This is a genomic window from Phaeobacter sp. JH20_34 (assembly GCF_048056095.1).
Lineage (GTDB): Bacteria > Pseudomonadota > Alphaproteobacteria > Rhodobacterales > Rhodobacteraceae > Phaeobacter > Phaeobacter bryozoorum.
The window spans coordinates 202,382-219,277 of the sequence record NZ_JAYMWT010000007.1; the positions used below are offsets into that span (position 1 = coordinate 202,382).

General features: G+C 58.0%; 12 protein-coding genes and 2 pseudogenes. 7 read left to right on the forward strand and 7 right to left on the reverse strand.

Annotated features, from left to right (window positions below; all coding sequences use genetic code 11):
* Nucleotides 1–19 precede the first annotated feature (19 nt).
* The 3 genes and pseudogenes from VWZ81_RS08720 to VWZ81_RS08730 form a co-directional block, all read right to left on the reverse strand.
* Complete coding sequence (locus tag VWZ81_RS08720; protein WP_416542973.1) at nucleotides 20–1,147, reverse strand: CaiB/BaiF CoA transferase family protein; 1,128 nt, start codon at nucleotides 1,145–1,147, stop codon at nucleotides 20–22.
* Nucleotides 1,148–1,930: 783 nt separating this feature from the next.
* Nucleotides 1,931–2,074, reverse strand: a pseudogene (locus tag VWZ81_RS08725) (IS5/IS1182 family transposase); the annotation flags it as partial.
* Nucleotides 2,075–2,263: 189 nt separating this feature from the next.
* Nucleotides 2,264–3,020: pseudogene (locus VWZ81_RS08730) on the reverse strand (IS5 family transposase).
* Between the two features lie 412 nt (nucleotides 3,021–3,432).
* Here VWZ81_RS08730 and VWZ81_RS08735 point away from each other — a divergent pair.
* The 7 genes from VWZ81_RS08735 (at nucleotide 3,433) to VWZ81_RS08765 (ending at nucleotide 12,609) form a co-directional block, all read left to right on the forward strand.
* Entirely contained in the window at nucleotides 3,433–4,335 is a 903-nt protein-coding gene (locus VWZ81_RS08735; protein WP_416542974.1) for a LysR family transcriptional regulator, read from the forward strand.
* A gap of 77 nt (nucleotides 4,336–4,412) precedes the next feature.
* Nucleotides 4,413–5,243 (forward strand): putative hydro-lyase, encoded by an 831-nt coding sequence (locus tag VWZ81_RS08740; RefSeq protein ID WP_416542975.1) that lies wholly within the window; start codon nucleotides 4,413–4,415, stop codon nucleotides 5,241–5,243.
* Between the two features lie 20 nt (nucleotides 5,244–5,263).
* Nucleotides 5,264–6,301 (forward strand): TRAP transporter substrate-binding protein, encoded by a 1,038-nt coding sequence (locus tag VWZ81_RS08745; protein WP_340547434.1) that lies wholly within the window; start codon nucleotides 5,264–5,266, stop codon nucleotides 6,299–6,301.
* A gap of 26 nt (nucleotides 6,302–6,327) precedes the next feature.
* Nucleotides 6,328–6,882 (forward strand): TRAP transporter small permease subunit, encoded by a 555-nt coding sequence (locus VWZ81_RS08750; RefSeq protein WP_416536603.1) that lies wholly within the window; start codon nucleotides 6,328–6,330, stop codon nucleotides 6,880–6,882.
* The gene (locus VWZ81_RS08755) at nucleotides 6,879–8,165 is read left to right on the forward strand and encodes a TRAP transporter large permease (RefSeq protein WP_416542976.1); all 1,287 of its coding nucleotides are present in this window, start codon (nucleotides 6,879–6,881) and stop codon (nucleotides 8,163–8,165) included. The genes VWZ81_RS08750 and VWZ81_RS08755 overlap by 4 nt, the downstream gene beginning before the upstream one ends.
* Nucleotides 8,166–8,240: 75 nt before the next feature.
* Entirely contained in the window at nucleotides 8,241–11,870 is a 3,630-nt protein-coding gene (locus VWZ81_RS08760) for a hydantoinase B/oxoprolinase family protein (protein WP_416542977.1), read from the forward strand.
* 169 nt (nucleotides 11,871–12,039) lie between these two features.
* Nucleotides 12,040–12,609: a Glu/Leu/Phe/Val dehydrogenase dimerization domain-containing protein gene (locus VWZ81_RS08765; protein ID WP_416542978.1), complete on the forward strand. Its 570-nt coding sequence runs from the start codon at nucleotides 12,040–12,042 to the stop codon at nucleotides 12,607–12,609.
* Between the two features lie 295 nt (nucleotides 12,610–12,904).
* Here VWZ81_RS08765 and nagA read toward each other — a convergent pair whose 3' ends face one another.
* Genes nagA through VWZ81_RS08785 form a run of 4 tightly spaced genes read right to left on the reverse strand, consistent with a single transcriptional unit; the run spans nucleotide 12,905 to nucleotide 16,817 of the window.
* Entirely contained in the window at nucleotides 12,905–14,065 is a 1,161-nt protein-coding gene (nagA, locus tag VWZ81_RS08770) for an N-acetylglucosamine-6-phosphate deacetylase (RefSeq protein ID WP_340547438.1), read from the reverse strand.
* Nucleotides 14,062–15,090, reverse strand: coding sequence for an SIS domain-containing protein (locus tag VWZ81_RS08775; RefSeq protein WP_416542979.1), 1,029 nt, complete (start codon nucleotides 15,088–15,090; stop codon nucleotides 14,062–14,064). The genes nagA and VWZ81_RS08775 overlap by 4 nt, the downstream gene beginning before the upstream one ends.
* 24 nt (nucleotides 15,091–15,114) lie before the next feature.
* Nucleotides 15,115–15,873, reverse strand: coding sequence for a GntR family transcriptional regulator (locus VWZ81_RS08780; RefSeq protein ID WP_340547440.1), 759 nt, complete (start codon nucleotides 15,871–15,873; stop codon nucleotides 15,115–15,117).
* A complete protein-coding gene (locus VWZ81_RS08785) occupies nucleotides 15,870–16,817 on the reverse strand; it encodes a BadF/BadG/BcrA/BcrD ATPase family protein (protein ID WP_416542980.1) in 948 nt (315 codons plus the stop codon). The genes VWZ81_RS08780 and VWZ81_RS08785 overlap by 4 nt, the downstream gene beginning before the upstream one ends.
* Nucleotides 16,818–16,896 lie beyond the last annotated feature (79 nt).

The following is a 16,896-nucleotide window of genomic DNA, read 5'->3' on the forward strand; positions in this document are numbered from 1 at the left end:
CGGCAGGCGATCCGGAGGTCTAGTCTCCCTGCGACATATCCTGCGCCACCGGCAGGATTGGCGCGGATTTCTCCAGCGCCAGCTCCGCATCGGAAAACACCCAAGGACCACGCACGCCCGGCACATCCTCCGGCGCAATCTGCATCTGGCGGTGCCTGATCTGCGGGTCCTCAAACGCCTGCTCAATGGTGTTGATCGGCCCCGCAGGCACGGTCGCGGCCTCCAGCGCCGCCAACAGATCCGCCTGCCCCCATTGCGCCAGCGCTGCCGCCAGCATCGGTGTCAATTCGCCCCGGTTGGCCACCCGCAGCTGGTTGGAGGTAAAGCGCGGATCAACCGCAAGCGCCGCCATGTTCAAAACCTCGCAAAGCCGCGCAAACTGGCCGTCATTGCCAACGGCAAGGATCACATGCCCGTCGCGCACCGCCATCACCTGATAGGGCGCAATATTGGGATGCTCATTGCCCATCCGGGTCGGGCTGGTGCCGGTTGCCAGATAGTTCATGTTCTGATTGGCCAGCATCGCGGTGGCGCAATCCAGCAGAGACATGTCGATATGCTGCCCCCGCCCGGTTCTATGGCGCTGTTCCACCGCTGCCAGAATGCCGATGGTGCCATAAAGCCCGGTGACAATATCGGTGATCGCCACCCCAACCTTCTGCGGCTCACCCTCCGGCGCACCGGTGATCGACATCAGCCCGGACATGCCCTGCAACAGGAAATCATAGCCCGCCCGCGTCGCATAAGGCCCATCCTGCCCAAAGCCGGTCACCGAACAGTAGATCAGACGTGGATTGACCGCTTTCAGACTGCCATAGTCCAGCCCGTATTTCGCCAGCCCGCCGACCTTGAAATTCTCGATCAGGATATCGGCATCCCGGATCAGCTCCAGCACCGTCTGTTTGCCGTCTTCAGTGCGAAAATCCGCAGTGACGCAGGACTTGCCCCGGTTCGCCGCATAGTAATAGGCCGCTGTTTTATCACCGTCGCGCTCGATAAAAGGCGGGCCCCAGCGACGGGTATCATCCCCCTCGGGGCTCTCGACCTTGATGACCTCCGCCCCCAGATCGGCAAGCGACTGGCCAATCCATGGCCCCGCAAGAATACGGGCCAGCTCGACCACCTTCAAACCTGCAAGCGGTGTCATGGGCACTCCTGTCAGTCCGCCCGCAATCTGCGGGACATCCCCCTGCCAAGGCACGGCAGAGTGTTCTGACAGAGACTTAGCCTATCCATTCCTCTGCGGGCAAATAATTTGATCAAAACATGCGGAGTGTCTTAAGAAGGGAGTGGCCAGGCGGAACAAGCGGATGTTGCTCTCTTAAGTGTGATTAGTGCGATCGGTTAGCATAATTCCGCAAGAATTTCCACGCTACGAACCCAAGCAATACTAATCCAAGCAAAGCGAAGGGTACTGCTGATCGCAAATCGGTCATAAAACAACATTCTCGATACGCTGCCAATAACTCCTCATCCCACTCCGCAAAACCGCTATGGGTGAAGAACACGCCTTTGCCCACTTGAACGATTAGCCAAGCTGCAAAGATGCAGTAATATTCCACAAACGAGGACAATCCATTTCATATTTGCAATATAGCTGCGTTGCAGAAAGGAGCAACGATGACCTCAGCGCAGACCAGCAGGGCGTCCGGAACCAGCAAAACAATTGGCGCCAAGTTTCACCGTATGAGGCATCGCTGAGCGACACGATGCAACAGCAGCTACAGCGCCAGGCCGCCCTGCCAGACCTGCTGCAGCTCCAGCGCGTCGTTCAGATGCAGCACATCGGCGCGCGCGCCGGGTTTGAAAGGGCCCCAGATCGGGCCGCCTGATCAAATCCGCCGGCCGGCTCGTGGCCATCTCCAGCGCCGTCTCCAACGGCAGATCGCAGGTCTCGACCAGGATCTGCACCGCCGTTGCCAGCTCCAGATGGGCGACCGGGGCTGCCATCAAGCGGCGCGAGCCAGGTCATCTCTTTGTCCAACCAGATCAGAAGCGACCCGCGCTTTCTGAGCGCATCGTTGTAGCTGAACCAATTCGTCTTACGGTAGCGGGCAGGTGCGGGCTTGCTCATCTGCCCGGTCTAACCGCATGGATTCGTGATGTGAATCCTTAGCACTCAGAGTGCTGCAACAACGCCTTCAAAGCTGCCAATGCGACTTTCACCTTGAATGCAGGGCTTTGGTTCTGTCTGGGTCGTCTTGCCATCGTTGTTCCTTCGTCCCGGCACACTGCCGGATGAGGAACGGGAAATCCACCTAGGTCATGTTGACAAATGTCTGAGCCAAAGCCGGATGGATGTAATGTCGATGAAGCCCAGGAAGCTTTCCATGGTTTTGTCGTAGCGAGTTGCCACGCGGCGTGCGTTCTTTAGTTTGTTGAAGCAGCGCTCGACCAGGTTGCGCAGGCGGTAAAGCGAGCGGTCGACACCGATACGCTTCTTACGAGATTTTCGCATTGGGATAACGGGCAGGACGTTGCGCGCATTCAAGTTCGCCCTGATGCTATCGCCATCATAGCCACGATCCGCCAGCAACACGCTGGGACTGGGCAGGTTGTCGGCCATGACCAGATCGAAACCGAGATAGTCGGATGTCTGGCCCGGCGTGATCTCTGTCCTCATGGGCAGACCATGCGCGTTGACGAGGAGGTGGATCTTGGTCGTGAAGCCACCTCTTGAGCGCCCGAAACCCTGTCGCGGAGTCCCCTTTTGCACCCGCTGCCTGATGATGGGCCCGGATCACGGTGCTATCGATCATTTGCAGGGCGTCCATGATCTCCTCCCAGAGCCCCGCCAGCGTCCAGCGCCGGAACTGGCGGTAGACGCTCGACCACTTGCCAAACTCTTCCGGCAGATCGCGCCATGGCGCGCCGGTCCGGGCAATCCAGAATATCCCATCAAGAACAAGCCGGTGGTTGGTTGGTTTGCGTCCGTTCGGGGCACGGGCAGAAAGGATGAAACGCTCAAAGAACACCCATTCTTCGTCCGACATAAGGTCTCGTGCCAAGCTGGTCTCCATCGCAGATACCAACTTGAATCACGTTCAGCGCTGCCTCTGAATCCCTTTTGTCAACACGGCCTAGCTCAACTGTTCATATATCTCGGGCCACATCTCCATCACGGTCAAGGCAATGTTTCCCCCACTCTTTAACAAGCTTTTTGGCCCGACTGAGCACTTCGTCACTGGAGGTCGGGTGATCCGGTGCGATCGGTACTAGTATTTTCCGGGGCATGAATGTGATCCTTTGCTGTGACGAAGGTTAGATGACTGCCCCTCGAACCTATCGACGTTGCCGAACATCAATAAAAATCAAAAAAAATCTCAAATTTCATAAATGAAATTTATACGATACCTTGCGCGGCGAACACAGTAAGCCTCAATGAAGCATTTTCCGAACGACCTCTATCGGAGAAGACAGGAACAGAACCAAATGAACACTCGTCTCAACTTAGAACAAATACGGGCATTTCTGACCGTCGTGCGCCTCGGTGGATTTAGCAAGGCAGCCGATGAGCTAGGCTTGACACAACCAGCCGTGACTACGCGGATCAAAAACCTAGAAAACACCTTGGGCGTGGAGTTGTTTGAAAGAACGAGTGGAGGCGTTCTTTTGACCAAGAGAGGGGATATTCTCGCCCGCTATGCAAAACAGTTCGAACAGCTTTCAGAGCTCGTGCAACGAGATGTTATGGATCCCTCAGGTATCGAGGGCCATCTTCGCCTAGGAGTTTCCGAAACTATCGTTCAATGCTGGTTACCGTTATTCATTGAAGAGCTTCATCGAATGTATCCTGCCCTCGAAATCGAGATCAACGTCGATATATCGGTCAACCTCCGTACAATGTTGCTTGATAGAGAGATCGACCTTGCCGTCTTACTAGGGCCAATTTCTGAGTACTCTGTCGACAACGTCGAGTTACCAGAAGTGGATCTTGCCTGGTACCGAGCCGAAAGTGACCAAAGCTCCAACGACCAACCGTCTCGATACCTAGAAAAGCCCATATTTACATATGCAAGAAATACGCGTCCTTTTCGGGAATTGCGCTCTGAACTTCTTGAACATTTGGGTCCAAACTACTCACTCTTCCCCTCCTCTTCGCTGTCAGCTTGCTTTCGCTTAGTTGAATCTGGCTTGGGCGTCGCTGCATTGCCGCGTGTCTTGGGGCAGCGCTTCGTATCTGAAGGGCGAATTTGCGAGTTCGATCCTGGGTGGCGCCCAAACCCCCTGAAATTCTCAGCGTCTTTCCTCGGTGATCCAAAGAGCCATCTACTAGAAACCGCAGCGGCCATCGCAAGCGCCACTGCACAAAGCTTCGACGATAAAAAACTTTAATGGGATTGCGAAGATCTTTTTAATTTGTTTTTATGTTGGCCCAGATCGATACTCCCACCACTGGGAGGAATCGTACTTTGCCAATCTCACATGCAGAACTTGTCCAAAAACCTCTAGCAGAAATTCGAGACGTTATTCGCCGCGACAGCTACCACTCTCACACAGCTGGGCTGGGTAACGGATTTCTTCAAGCCAACATCGCAATCATGCCCTCAGAGTCCGCCCTGGACTTCATGCGCTACTGCCAACGCAACCCCAAGCCATGTCCGTTGACCGGTGTCTCCGACACTGGGAATCCAAAGATGTTCACCATGGGCAGGGACATCGATATTCGTACTGATGTTCCGGCTTACAATATTTATCGTGACGGGAAGCTGGAAAGCACTGTCGGGAACATTCGAGACATCTGGCACAACGACTTGGTCGCATTTGCTCTGGGCTGCTCTTTCACATTCGAGCATGCACTCAATGATGCAGGCATCCAACTGTGGCACATTAATAATAACAAAACAGTGCCAATGTTCCGCACATCAATCGAAACCTTTCCATCGGGCCCGTTTGGCGGTCCGATGGTCGTCAGCATGCGGGCAATTCCTGAAGATCAGCTAAAAACCGCAATCGCCATTTCTAAGAACTACCCCCTTGCGCATGGGGCACCAGTGCATTGGGGCGATCCTGCGGAAATCGGGATTCAAGACGTTAACCTCCCTGATTGGGGCGATCCAGCGCCAGTGGAAGCCGGGTTTATACCCGTTTTCTGGGCCTGCGGCGTTACTCCACAGGCAGCTATCGAGCAGGCCAAACTCCCTCTCTGCATCACACATAAGCCGGGTCATATGCTGATTACCGATATACCGCAGGATGCAGAGAATCCGATCTTAGCACCCGACAATCATCAATCAAACTAAGTCCAAACAGGAGAACTAAGATGAGAAAATTCACTGCATATCTGGCGGCAACCGCATTGCTTGCATCGCCTGTAATCGCAGAAGATTTGGCTGTCGTCGGCAGTTGGTCCGGCTTGCCACTTCACAAACAATTTGAAGCACCTTTCTGGTCGGAAACCCTTCCAACAGCTTCCGGTGGATCAATCAACGTTAGCCTGACCACGCACAACCAAATGAACCTTGGTGTTGGAGACGTTTTCCGTCTGCTCGGGGACGGCGTTTATGACGTTGCAATGACAGTTGGCGACTATGCAGTGGCCGATGCGCCCGAACTCGAAGGTCTGGATGTGCCGCTGCTTGCACTTACGGCCGACGAAGCCCGCGCGATGGTCGATGCTGCACGTCCGATGGTTAGCGACATCTATCGGGACCGCTTCAACAGTCACGTTCTGGCGATCGCGCCCTACCCACCACAGGTCGTATTCTGCAATGGTGACGTGAACTCTCTTGCTGACCTCAAAGGCCTAAAGGTCCGTGCCTCTGGGCGTATGACCGCCAAGTTCCTCGAAGCCCTTGGAGCTGAGGGTGTCAACGTCAGCTTTGCCGAAGTACCTGGTGCTCTCCAGAAAGGGGTGGTCGATTGCGCCGTAACTGGTGCCGGATCTGGCTACAGCTCTGGGTGGTGGGAAGTATCTACCAATCTTTTGGCCATCCCCTTGGGTGGTTGGGATCCGGTGGTCACCGCCATCAATCTGGACAAATGGAATTCTCTAAGCACCGAAACTCAGGAATTGATCCAAACCCAGGTGTCAGCCGAATTTGAGGAGCCTGCATGGGAAGTCGCTCAAGACGCGCTGGTCAATGACATCGCCTGCTTGACAGGGAATGGCGAGTGCCCATCTGGCGAAACGCGTAACATGAAGCTTGTCGAAGTTTCGGAAGAAGACTTCAACAACGCGAGGGAAACCCTGGTCAGCGAAGTTCTCCCGGCGTGGGCTGAACGCGCAGGTGCTGATTGGGCCAAGCGGTGGAACACTAGCGTCGGTCAAGTCGTCGGCGTGTCTGTTGCCGTAGAATAACAGATAGTTCCCTGGGAGTGCTTCCAATGCCCGAGAAAATACTTGCGACGATGAAGCGGCTCAATCGAGCAGTAGCAATGCTGATTGGTGTTCTGCTCTTGACATGTGTCGTGTTCATCATCGCTGAAATCATGATCAGGCAGTTGGGAGGCACTCTCGGCGGAACTGATGAAATAAGTGGCTACGTCATGGCTGTTGTTACGTCCTGGGGTATGGGATTTGCCCTGCTCGAACTCAGTCACATTCGGATCGATATTCTCCGGGGGCGTGTCAACGCCCTCGGACGGTCCCTCTTTGACCTGTTCTCTCTGTTCGTCTTGTCGAGCACCGTCACCGTGATTGCCATCAGGTCCTGGCCTGTCGTTGAGCGGTCAATCATAAACAGTTCGCGCGCCAATACACCGCTGGAGACACCTCTGGCACTGGTTCAACTACCGTGGTTTGCGGGCTGGCTTTGGTTTGCGGTCATCGCATGGCTCACGTTGGTCGCCGCAGTCATGCTGGTCTTGCGCGGTGAATTTGAAAAATCCGAAGCTGCTGTCGGGATCGTCGGCGAAGAAGACGCGGAGATCCACACATGATTTGGCCAATTTCAGTCGGCCTGCTGGCCCTGCTTTCGCTCTCAATCCCTGTTGGGATCGTGTTATTCCTCCTTGGATTCGGAATCGACGCATTCTTCAGCCCTTTTCCGCTGACCAAAGGACTCGGAAACTTGGTCTGGTCGACATCAAACAATGCCACATTGATCGCCATTCCATTCTTTGTCTTGCTCGGTGAGGTCCTGGTCCGCAGCGGTATCGCCAACAGAACTTACGCCGCGCTGGACCGTTGGGTGTCTTGGATGCCAGGGGGGCTGGTCCACGCGAATGTGGCTACCTCGACGATGTTTTCGGCCATTTCGGGCTCGTCTGTCGCGACGGCCGCGACCGTCGCAACGGTCGCCATGCCACAGGCTGAAAAGCTCGGGTATGACCCAAAGCTCTTCTCAGGGGCCATCGCCGCTGGCGGTACACTTGGCATCATGATCCCGCCATCAATCAACCTTATCGTCTACGGTTTCCTGACGCAGTCATCTATCCCGCAACTTTTTCTCGCGGGTCTCATGCCAGGTCTTTTGCTTGCGGTGGGCTTCATGCTCATCACTGTGCTCATTTGTATGATCCGACCCGAATTGGGCGGTGTTCGACGGGTGTTCCCGATCGCCGAGATGATCCGCGGACTTTTTCAGCTCATCCCCATCGTCATCCTTTTCGGTGCTATCATCGGGACCATCTACATGGGGTGGGCCACTCCGACAGAGGCAGCGGCAGTTGGTGTTGCAGGCGCAGTGCTCATCGCAGCAGCCTTTGGTGGCGTTTCAATCAAGATGATCAGTGAGAGCATCGTTGGCACCATCAAGATCACCTCCATGATCATGCTGGTTATCATTGGGGCGTCTTTCCTGAACTTCACACTGGCCTCGGCCGGTCTGGGCGCGGAACTTCAGGCTCTGCTCAATGGGCTTGGGTTTTCACCATTGATGACCATGCTGGTGATTGTCTGCATGTACATTGTACTCGGATTTTTCATCGAGACCTTGTCGCTGATGGTTGTAACGATCCCGATCATCGTGCCCCTGGTCACGGCGCTTGGGTACGATGTGATTTGGTTTGGGATAATGATGATCGTTCTCGTTGAAATGGCTCTTATCTCACCCCCGGTCGGCTTGAACCTCTATGTCGTGCAAGGCGCACGTAAGAGCGGGAAACTGAGCGACGTGATGCTGGGTACCATCCCGTTCGTCTTTGTGATGCTGCTTATGGTAGCGGCCTTACTCGCGTTCCCTCAGATCGCTCTCTACCTTCCGGAATCCATCCAGCAATAACCGCGGCCCTAAGGGGCCGCATTTCACCAAAGAAAACATGCCGGGCAGTTGCCCGGCAAACAAAGGAGCTATGCCATGTGGCAATTTTGGGTCGACCGAGGCGGTACGTTTACCGACATCGTCGCACGAAAACCGGACGGAACGCTTCAGTCCCATAAACTACTTTCCGAAAACCCCGAGCGTTACAAAGACGCGGCAGTTCAAGGGGTCCGAGAAATTCTAGGCTTGGACGCGGACAGCCCTATCCCCGAAGGCACGATCGATGCAGTCAAGATGGGGACAACCGTCGCAACCAATGCGCTTCTGGAACGCAAAGGCGATCGGACAATCCTGCTCATCACCAAAGGGATGAGAGACTTGCTGCGCATCGGCTACCAGAACCGGCCGCGCCTATTTGATCTGAACATTCAGCTGCCTGAGCTGCTCTATGAAGAGGTCATTGAAGTTGAAGAGCGCGTCGATGCCGATGGCAATGTCATCGAACCCTTGAACCTGCGTCAAGTCCGCGACGCGCTATCTCAGGCCTACGGGCGCGGGTACCGCTCTGTCGCGGTGGCACTGATGCATGGCTACAGATTCCAGGACAACGAGCTAAAGATCGGCGAGATGGCAAAGCAATCCGGCTTCACCCAGGTCTCGCTTAGCCACAAGGTTAGCCCGCTGATCAAGCTTGTCTCCCGTGGGGATACAACCGTTGTGGATGCCTATCTGTCGCCAATCCTTCGCCGATATGTTCAGCAAGTCAGCGATGCGCTTGGTGCCACACGCGGTGGATGTAGGTCCTTGATGTTCATGCAGTCCAATGGTGGGTTGACCGATGCAAACCTGTTCCAAGGTAAGGATGCAATCCTATCTGGCCCTGCTGGCGGCGTGGTCGGCATGGTGCGCAGTGCAGAAGCCCTTGGTTTTAACAAACTCATCGGTTTTGACATGGGCGGCACTTCTACCGATGTGTGCCACTATGCGGGAGAATTCGAACGTTCCTTTGAAACCGAGGTCGCAGGCGTGCGGATGCGAGCACCGATGATGAGCATCCACACTGTTGCAGCTGGCGGTGGCTCGATCCTCAGCTTCTCAAACGGACGCATGCAAGTGGGTCCCGAGAGCGCCGGTGCAAACCCAGGCCCGGCTTCATACCGCCGTGGCGGCCCGCTTGCCGTAACCGACTGCAACGTTTTGCTTGGCAAGCTTCAACCAGATCACTTCCCGCATGTGTTTGGCCTCAATGGCGACGAGCCGCTGGACGTGGCGGTCGTGCGTGAGAAATTTACAGCGCTTGCCAAAGAAATATCGGCAGAAACCGGGGAACCAGAGCGCAGCCCGGAACAACTTGCCGAAGGTTTCCTGCGCATCGCCGTGGAAAACATGGCAAATGCGATCAAGCAGATCAGTGTTCAGCGCGGCTATGATGTGACCCAATACACCATGAACTGTTTTGGTGGTGCGGGGGGGCAGCACGCCTGTCAGGTTGCGGATGTCCTGGGCATGGAGAGTATCTTCATTCACCCGTTTGCGGGCGTTCTCTCAGCATTCGGTATGGGGTTGGCGGATGTACGTGCCCTGCGGGAATACCAGTTTGCGCAGCCCATCAATAATGTCTCTGAAGCGGAAACTGTTCTGAAAGGGCTGGATGCTGAAACGCATAACGAAGTTCTGGAACAGGGTGTATCCAAAGAGGCGATTCAAATTGTTCGCACAGCTCATATTAGGACCGATGGCTCACATCAGACCCTGGACGTTCCTTTTGGAACCGTCGAGGAGATGCGTAAAGGATTTGAGGAAGCGCACGAGCAGCGCTTCGGCTTTGTGCCGGACTACAATCAGCTAATCATCGACCTTCTGACATCAGAATCCATCGGATCCACTGGCGAAGATGTAACGCTTCCTGTCAATGAAGAAGGGCGTTGTAAGAACCTGAACGCCTCCATGTATAGCAATGGCCGTTGGCAAGATGTTCCAATGGTGGATCGAACCGGCTTGACCATTGGTGACAAGGTCACCGGACCAGCAATCATTTTTGAGCCCACTGGGACCAATGCCATCGAAGATGGTTGGCAAGCAGAATGCCGCGAAGGTGGCAACCTTGTGCTGACGCGGATTGTGCCATTGGAACGCAAAGAGGCGATTGGCACGACCGTCGATCCAGTAATGCTTGAGGTGTTTAACAACCTGTTCATGTCGATTGCCGAACAAATGGGGGCAACTTTAGCCAACACCGCTTATTCGGTAAACATCAAGGAACGGTTTGATTTTTCCTGTGCGATCTTTGATGCCAACGGCGACCTGGTGGCCAATGCACCACACGTGCCTGTCCACCTTGGGTCCATGAGCGGCAGCGTCAAATCTATTCTCAGCGAAAACACAGACAAGATCCGCCCGGGCGATGTGTTCATGATGAACAATCCCTTTAATGGCGGCACACACCTGCCGGATGTCACCGTCATCACCCCGGTGTTTGACGCGGATGGGAAAAACATCATCTTCGTCACAGCATCCCGCGGTCACCATGCAGATATTGGTGGCAAAACCCCGGGTTCAGCCCCGCCAGACAGCAAGACCATTGATGAGGAAGGTATCCTGATCGACAACTTCCTGCTGGTGGATCGCGGCACTTTGCGCGAAGCAGAAGCGCGCGCTTTGCTGGGCAGCGGACCATATCCCTGTCGGAACATCGATCAGAATATGGCTGATCTGGCAGCGCAGGTGGCTGCAAATGCCACGGGCGTCAAAGAGTTGCAGAATATCGTAGAGCAGTTTGGGCTTGGTGTCGTGCACGCCTATATGGGCCATGTGCAAGACAACGCCGAAGAAAGCGTACGCCGGGTTCTGGATGTTCTAAAGGATTGCTCGTTTGAATATCCACTGGACGGTGGTGCAAAGATCTGTGTCAGCATTTCGGTGGACCGAGTCGAGCGCAAGGCGATCATCGATTTTGAAGGCACCTCTGATCAGAGTTCTTTGAATTACAATGCTCCTTACTCGATTTGCCGCGCAGTTGTTCTTTACGTTTTCCGCACGCTGGTCGGGTCCGATATCCCGATGAACGAAGGTTGCATGAAGCCGCTGGAGGTTCGAATGCCAAAGGGCTCAATGATCAACCCGGAATTCCCAGCTGCGGTGATCTCAGGTAATACCGAAGTCAGCCAGGCCATTGCCGATACGCTTTATGGTGCTCTGGGTGTTATCGCCGGCTCGCAGGGCACTATGAACAACTTCGTTTACGGGAACGATGAGTATCAAAACTATGAAACGATCTGCGGTGGCACAGGCGCAGTGGATGGTTTTGACGGGGCCAGTGCGGTGCACAGCCATATGACAAACACCCGCATGACGGACCCGGAGGTTCTGGAAACTCGGTTCCCGGTGCGCGTGGATGAATTCTCGATCCGGCAGGACTCTGGCGGCGCGGGGGAAACCACGGGCGGCAACGGGATTATCCGCAAGCTGCGGTTCCTCACTCCGATGACCGTCACGGTGCTGTCTTCGCATCGGGAAACCGTGCCCCATGGCGCAGCAGGTGGTGAACCGGGCAAACCCGGTGAAAACTCGGTTAAGCGCAGCAACGGGGATGTGCAAATGCTGAAAGGGAATGATGAAACTCAAATGGGGGTCGATGACGTCTTCATCATGAAAACCCCAGGCGGAGGCGGCTTTGGCACCGCAAAGGCATCTTTGATGCCCCGCCTGCTGGGGGCCATCCGATGAGTCGTGCGTTCTTGCCTGATGTGAATGCCATATTTAACGACATAGCATCCACAATCGATTTGCCAGAAGGGCTGGATGAGAAATAATCCGCATCTGCCACGCGACCTATGTGACCCGCTTCGGTGTGCGGCTGCGTGGCAAAATGCACTCCTTTACAGGGTGGCGCGCGGTGCATTCCACCCAAAACCCTCCGGCAAAGGGCGGCATCCGATATTCTCCGGATACCGATCAGGAAGAGGTTGAGGCGCTGGCGGCGCTTATGACTCATAAATGTGCTTTGTTGGGGCCGCCGTTCGGCGGCTCCAAGGGCGCCCTGCGGATCGACCCACGCCACCGGGAAGAACATGAGCTGGAAAAAATCACCCGGCGCTTTGCCCAGGAATTGATCCGCCATGGGTTCTTGAACTCAGGCATGAATGTTCCGGCACCCGACAGGGACACCAATGAACTGACCATGATGTGGATCGCCGATGAATACCGGCACCAGAAGCCCGAAGATATCAACGGCCTGGCCTGTGATACCGGCAAACCCCTGGGGGGGGCAGCGGGATTGAAGGCGGCACCTATGCGCCAGATGGAGCAGAGGCGCTGCACGATGAATGTGATATTCCGATCCCAGTCGCATTCGCACGGAAGGTGGCTTAAACGAGCACCTGGGGCGGCACTAAAACGTGACAGGTCCAACACGGGCCGCATCGCAGAATTATTTTTGCTGCAACCGCGAGAGATTGCTGTGTAAGCACTGGCTGCATTAGCAAAAGTCGGGTCCGTCCCGCATTGTGTCAGCTCACCGGCTGCAAAACCTCGCAGTCGCAGCGAACGGTCGGCTGCGGCGCAGCAGAAACCCTCGGCTGGTTGCGTCAAATGACCGACTTTGCAACGCACACTATCCGCGCTTTTCTGCCGTTCGTGGGTCGTGCAGGATCGGTCAGCATGACCTCAGAGCAGACCAGCAGGACTTCCAGCCCCAGCAGAACAGTTGGCGCCAAGTTTCACCGTATGAGGCATCGCTGAGCGACACGATGCAACAGCAGCTACAGCGCCAGGCCGCCCTGCCAGACCTGCTGCAGCTCCAGCGCGTCGTTCAGATGCAGCACATCGGCGCGCGCGCCGGGTTGCAAGCGCCCCAGATCGGGCCGCCTGATCAAATCCGCCGGCCGGCTCGTGGCCATCTCCAGCGCCGTCTCCAACGGCAGATCGCAGGTCTCGACCAGGATTTGCACCGCCGTTGCCAGCTCCAGATGGGCGCCCGCAAGGGTGCCGTCAGCCAGCGTCAACCGATTGCCGTCACGGCGGATTTCGCGACCATTCAGGGTAAAGCGGTCGATATCGGAGCCGCCGGTGGCCATGGAATCGCTGACCAGAAACAGTTGCCCGGGCCCGGTCTTGGCCGCCAGCGCCGCCCGCATGGATGCCGGATGCACATGCACCGCGTCCGCAATCAGCCCCGCTGACAGCCCGCCAAGATCAAGGGCGGCGCCGACAACACCCGGTTCGCGATTGCCAAGCTGGCTCTGGGCGTTGAACAGATGGGTGACGCAGCGCGCGCCTGCCGCAACCGCCGCCACGCAATCGGCGTGGCTCGCATCGGTATGACCCAGCGACACCAGCACGCCCGCCTCGCTCAACCGCCGGATCTGCGCCGGGGTCGCCGCTTCGGTCGCCAGCGTCACCTTCAGCACCGGCAACCGGGTGGCCGCTGCGCATAACATCTCCAGATCGGTCTCGCTCATCGGGCGTATCAAAGACGCATCATGCGCGCCCTTGCGCGACACCGCCAGATGCGGCCCCTCCAGATGCAGCCCGATGATGCCCGGAACCCCGGCGGCAATCGCGGCGTCCACGGCGTCGATGGCGCGGGCGACGAAATCCGGCGTATCGGTAATCAGCGTCGGCAGGATCGAGGTCGCGCCAATCTGCGCATGGGCCGCTGCGATGACCTGCAACTGCTCCAGCTCGGGCGCGTCGTTGAACATCACCCCGCCGCCACCGTTGACCTGCAGGTCGACAAACCCCGCCGTCAGGATCCCACCGGTCAGCTCCGTCACCTCCGCCCCCTCGGGCAGTTTGCCGACGGGCAGGACGGCCGCGATCTGGTCGCCGCGCAGGACCAGCGCGCTGTCCTCCTCCCAGCCCACCGGGGTCAGGATGCGGGCACCGGTCAGCGCACGCAGCGGTTGCCGGTCGCCGGTCATACCGTTTCCGTCACTTTTTTCAGGTGGCGGGGCGCATCGGGGTCAATCCCGCGCGAGGCGGCAAAGGCTTCAACCATCGCATAAAAGGACACGATCAGGCTGATCGGATCGGTCAGCGCATGGTCCGTGCGGATATGATCCACCCGCCGCGCCGCCGTCACCTTGTCGCTGGTGGCAAAGACCTGCGCGCCCTTGCCCGCGATCTGATCGGCGATACCCGCCAGCGCGTCCTCAGCGGCATCCGCCGCCGCAAAGCCCAGCACCGGGAACCCCTCTTCCACAATAGACACCGGCCCATGCAAAACCTCCGCCGAGGAATAGCTCTCCGCATGAAGCTGGCAGGTTTCCTTGAACTTCAGCGCCGCCTCATTCGACACCGCCAGCGCCTGACCACGCCCCAGCGTGAACAGCGATGACCGCGCGCCGATGGCCTCGCGCACCTCGGGCCAGTCAATGCGGCAGGCGCGCTCCAACTGCTCCGGCAAGGCGTGCAGCGCCGCAAGCACCGCCTGATTGCGATCCCATTTGGCCACCAGCCACAGCCCCGCCACCGCCGAGGTGACAAAGGTCTTCGTCGCGGCCACGCTCAACTCGGGCCCTGCGTGAATATCCAGCGCATGGTCCGACGCAGCCGCCAGCGGCGAGGCGGGATCATTGGTCAGCGCCACCGCCAGCGCCCCGTCACGGCGCGCGCTTTCCGCCATCGCCACGATGTCCGGGCTTTTGCCCGACTGCGACACCGCCAGGCTCAGCGCCCCCTGCAGCCGCAACGGCGCCTTGTAGATCGACGCAACCGACGGCCCGACCGAGGCAACAGGCACCCCCAGCAGGATCTCGCTGGCATATTTCAGATAGGTGCAGACATGGTCGGACGATCCGCGTGCCACCGTCACCATAATATTCGGATCAAGGCGGCGCACCGCCTCGGCCACCGCGTCAATATCCGCCTCGCCCTGGCTCAGCAGCCGATCCACGGCGGTCGGGATCTCGTCGATCTCGCGACGCATCTTGGTGATATCTGTCATGGTTCCCTCCTCAGGGTCGCCAGGTTAGCTCGTCCCGAGCCGCAGCTCGGCGACAAAATCATAAGCATCGCCGCGATAGATCGAGCGGGTGAACTCCACCACGCGACGGTTGCGCAAATAAGACGTCCGCACGATGCTTAGGCCCGCCATTCCCGGCTCCACCCCCAGCAGCTGCGCCTCATACTCCGGCAGGTTGATCGCCGAAATCCGCTGCAAGGCCCGCACCGGGCGGCTGCCGGTCTGCTCCAGCACCTCATAAAGCGACCCCCGGACGGCCTGCGGATTGGGCAGGATATCCACCGGAAGCGAGGCCCGCTCGATCGCCATCGGACGCCCATTGGCACGCCGCAGACGGGCAATACGCGCAACCGCCTCCCCCGAGGTCAGCGCCAGCGCCATCACCTCCTCGGGCGAAGGGGTATGGATGCCGCGTTCCAGCCATTCGACGCTGGTGTCATAGCCGCGCCGCTCCATGTCCTCGGTAAACGAGGTGAGCTGCGACAGCGACTGCTCCACCTTGGGCGTGCCATCGGACACAAAACTCCCCGAGCCCTGCCGCTGCACCACGATGCCCCGATCCACCAGATCCTGCATGGCGCGGCGCACGGTGACGCGCGACAGTCCGGTCAGCGTTGCAATCTCTCGTTCGGCGGGCAAGGGCGCGCTCTTGGGCAGCAGCCCGGTCTCGATACCGTCCTCGATACGCTGGCGCAGCCGCACATAGCGTGGCCCGGCGGCGTCCTCCAGCCAGGCGGCCGGTTTCAGGAATTCCTCGACCGTCATAGCGCCTCCTGCCGGATCTCGCGAGCAAAGCGGCGCGCCAGCTCCAGCGCCCCGTCCAGTGGCGAGCCCACCGGCGCCTGCAGGTACTCCGCCACATCCGCAGGCAGATAGGCGGCGTATTGCGCCGCCACACCGCCGATATGATAAACCGGTTCCTCCGGCCGACGTCCCAGCGCCTGCAACCCGTGGCACAGATACTCCGCCCCTTCGGCCATCAGCCGCCGCCCTACGGAATCGCCCGCAGCGGCAGCCTGCGCCACCCGCGGCGCATAGGCGCCAAAGGCCGCCGGACGCGCGGTCTGGGCAAACCGGACAATCTCGGCAGTCTGATTGGAAAAATCCCTGAGACAGCTGCGCAGCAGCGGCGTCATCGGCTCGATCCCTTCGGCCGCCTGTAGCGTCAGCTGCAACACACGCCGCCCCAGCCAGCCGCCCGAGGCCTCATCGCCAAGAACCGCCCCGTGACCACCAATAAGCGTGACCTGCCCCGCCACCTGACGGCCCAGAAATGACCCGGTGCCGACACCGATCAGACAGGCAGTGCCCTCGCCAAGCGCCCCGACAACCGCAGGCATCCGGTCATCTTCGACCCGGATATGCCGATGCGGCAGGGCCGAGGCGACAAAGGCTGCCGACCCGGCATCAATCACCCCCGCCAGCCCTGCATAGACCGGGATCTGGTGAAAAGCCTCATCGTCAAGGCCCGCCTGACGTTGCAGATCGCCCAATCCCGCGCGCAGCGTCTCAACCGCAAGCTCGGGCGCGGTATAGACATTGGCGCTCCCCCCGGTGACCACCAGCCGGCGCGGCGACGCCCCGCAGCTCTTGGGCGCGGAGGTATCAGGCAGATCAGCCGCAGGATCGCCCGCCCCCAGCAGGACAAAGCGACAGGAGGTCCCCCCTCCGTCCACGGCGATCAGATATGGAAAGCACGAGTCAGTCATGCAATACCTATAAGATACCTTTTAACCAAAAGAAAGACCTATCGGCCGCAAGTGTTGACACCACAGTAGATAACTCTTT

Bases quoted from the DNA above. Each gene is read 5' to 3' on its own strand.
- nagA (WP_340547438.1), bottom strand. From the start codon at position 14,065: ATGACCGGCGACCGGCAACCGCTGCGTGCGCTGACCGGTGCCCGCATC.
- VWZ81_RS08745 (WP_340547434.1), top strand. From the start codon at position 5,264: ATGAGAAAATTCACTGCATATCTGGCGGCAACCGCATTGCTTGCATCG.
- VWZ81_RS08720 (WP_416542973.1), bottom strand. From the start codon at position 1,147: ATGACACCGCTTGCAGGTTTGAAGGTGGTCGAGCTGGCCCGTATTCTT.
- VWZ81_RS08760 (WP_416542977.1), top strand. From the start codon at position 8,241: ATGTGGCAATTTTGGGTCGACCGAGGCGGTACGTTTACCGACATCGTC.
- VWZ81_RS08755 (WP_416542976.1), top strand. From the start codon at position 6,879: ATGATTTGGCCAATTTCAGTCGGCCTGCTGGCCCTGCTTTCGCTCTCA.
- VWZ81_RS08735 (WP_416542974.1), top strand. From the start codon at position 3,433: ATGAACACTCGTCTCAACTTAGAACAAATACGGGCATTTCTGACCGTC.
- VWZ81_RS08785 (WP_416542980.1), bottom strand. From the start codon at position 16,817: ATGACTGACTCGTGCTTTCCATATCTGATCGCCGTGGACGGAGGGGGG.
- VWZ81_RS08750 (WP_416536603.1), top strand. From the start codon at position 6,328: ATGCCCGAGAAAATACTTGCGACGATGAAGCGGCTCAATCGAGCAGTA.
- VWZ81_RS08775 (WP_416542979.1), bottom strand. From the start codon at position 15,090: ATGACAGATATCACCAAGATGCGTCGCGAGATCGACGAGATCCCGACC.
- VWZ81_RS08780 (WP_340547440.1), bottom strand. From the start codon at position 15,873: ATGACGGTCGAGGAATTCCTGAAACCGGCCGCCTGGCTGGAGGACGCC.